The sequence below is a fragment of the Bacillus sp. 220_BSPC genome (assembly GCF_001054655.1).
In the GTDB taxonomy this organism is placed as follows: domain Bacteria; phylum Bacillota; class Bacilli; order Bacillales; family DSM-1321; genus Peribacillus; species Peribacillus frigoritolerans.
This window is the reverse complement of the sequence record NZ_JVPL01000187.1, coordinates 1-1,748: the sequence shown is the minus strand read 5'-3', so window position 1 is coordinate 1,748 and position 1,748 is coordinate 1. Positions and strand designations below refer to the sequence as shown.

The 1,748-nt window shown below is 31.6% G+C and carries 1 protein-coding gene and 1 pseudogene; both read left to right on the top strand.

The window, feature by feature from the left end; translation table 11 throughout:
- Nucleotides 1–317: 317 nt before the first annotated feature.
- The gene (locus ADA55_RS13660) at nucleotides 318–704 is read left to right on the top strand and encodes an immunity 22 family protein (protein WP_048684675.1); all 387 of its coding nucleotides are present in this window, start codon (nucleotides 318–320) and stop codon (nucleotides 702–704) included.
- Nucleotides 705–882: 178 nt separating this feature from the next.
- Nucleotides 883–1,396 (top strand): annotated as a pseudogene (locus tag ADA55_RS13655) (ankyrin repeat domain-containing protein).
- The last annotated feature ends 352 nt before the right edge of the window (nucleotides 1,397–1,748 follow it).

Sequence of the window (1,748 nt, the reverse complement as noted above, 5' to 3'; positions counted from 1 at the left end):
TGAAGTAAACGAGGGTGTATATTTAACACTTGATTTAAATGATACTCAAAGGAACTCTGTACACTTCTTTGACAATAAAATAGCTGTTTCATTAGAGAGTTTTATAAAAAAAGTTGATGAAGACAATGAATACTTTTTTGATATGATGGAGTAATAACTATTGAAACTTATCCTTGATTGGCAAAATGCCTTTCAAAGTTCCTTTTTTTGTAGGGCTTCCCAGTGAACCGTTTATTATTTTAAGAATAGAAATAACTCTACTACTGAATGTTAATATCTATCACTTAGGTGGATTGAAACTCAATAGGAGGTAGCTTATGCAAAAAGAAGGATTTGTATCATTTTGGGTAGGGAATATTAACTCATCAGAGGAATTAGACAATTTACTTGAAATTTCTTATACAGAGGATGGGGATTTTATTCCATCAATGTTTGCTCAAAGCTTTGGAATCGATAGATATGACGATGCTGTTAGAGAAGCGGATTTTTATGATGAAGCTGATAACTCGCTTAGTCGATTATTAGAAGGATTCTCTTACGATGATGACATTATTCCTAAATTTTCTTCATTGTGCGGGGCACAGTTGCCAAGACAGTATAATGTTGTAATTCTTTTATACAACTTTAAATATGAGGGAATAAAAAAGAAAACTACAATTAATTATAGTAATTTAGAGTTTTTAGGTGCAATAGAATACTTGTAATTTAGATAAAAAACCTTGATTAGCTTAAGCTTTTCAAGGTTTTTTATGTCAATGCTGTAATAGGACGACATAGTATTGATGCTCTAGGAAGTAGTGAATCGGTTAAGGAATGTTGAAGCTCTTGAAGATTTAGGAGACATAGCTAGTTCAAGATAGTAGAAATACAGGAGGTAATGTAATGGATGAAAAAAGTCTAAATAAAACTATAAGAAATGCTATTAAGCTCGGTGATATTAATGAAGTAAAGCGTTTAATAGGCGATAATCCAGAAACTTTACATACAATGACACCATTTGGTACGTGGTTACTTACATGTTGCAGCAAAGAAAGGACATTTTGGAATAGTAGAATATCTAATCAATAAAGGAATTGATGTCAATACAAAAGGTGATATATTTGATGCTTCTCCTTTAAGAGTGGCTGCAGGAGCGGGGCATTTGGAGATAGTAAAGTATTTAATAGAGGCAGGCGCAGAATTAGATGTAAGCTTAGCAAAAAGAAATCCATTATTTGGAGCGATTTATGGTGGGCATAAAGAAGTTGTGGAGTTTCTAGTTGAAAAAGGAATAGATATTTCAATTAGATATACGGGAGAGAGTATTAAGAATATGGATGCATATGAATATGCTAGAGAATTTGGGCAAACAGAAATTGCTGAATATTTAAAGCAGAAAATGGATGAAAAAGAATAGAAAAGAAAAGAGCCTAATTTTTTAATTGACATGCTGTTACTATAAAAAAACAGATAAACTTAGATTATTTTAGAAATGTAGAGACAACAACAGGATTAAAAATTCATAAAGCGCAAATGGAACAATTAATATATATCCTGCCAAATTGCCTGATGAACATCAGGCAGGCATTCATGGTATAGGATCTCCATCAAATAAATTGTTTCCAAGGAGGTAATTGATGGTGGCTAAATTTGATTATATTAAAAATAGTAATCATAATTTTTTTCCATTAAAAGAAAATGACCTTATAAAAGCAGAGGAAAGACTCGGATTTAAATTTCCCCCTGAACTAAGGGAGTTATACTTAGAA

Bases quoted from the DNA above. Each gene is read 5' to 3' on its own strand.
- ADA55_RS13660 (WP_048684675.1), top strand. From the start codon at position 318: ATGCAAAAAGAAGGATTTGTATCATTTTGGGTAGGGAATATTAACTCA.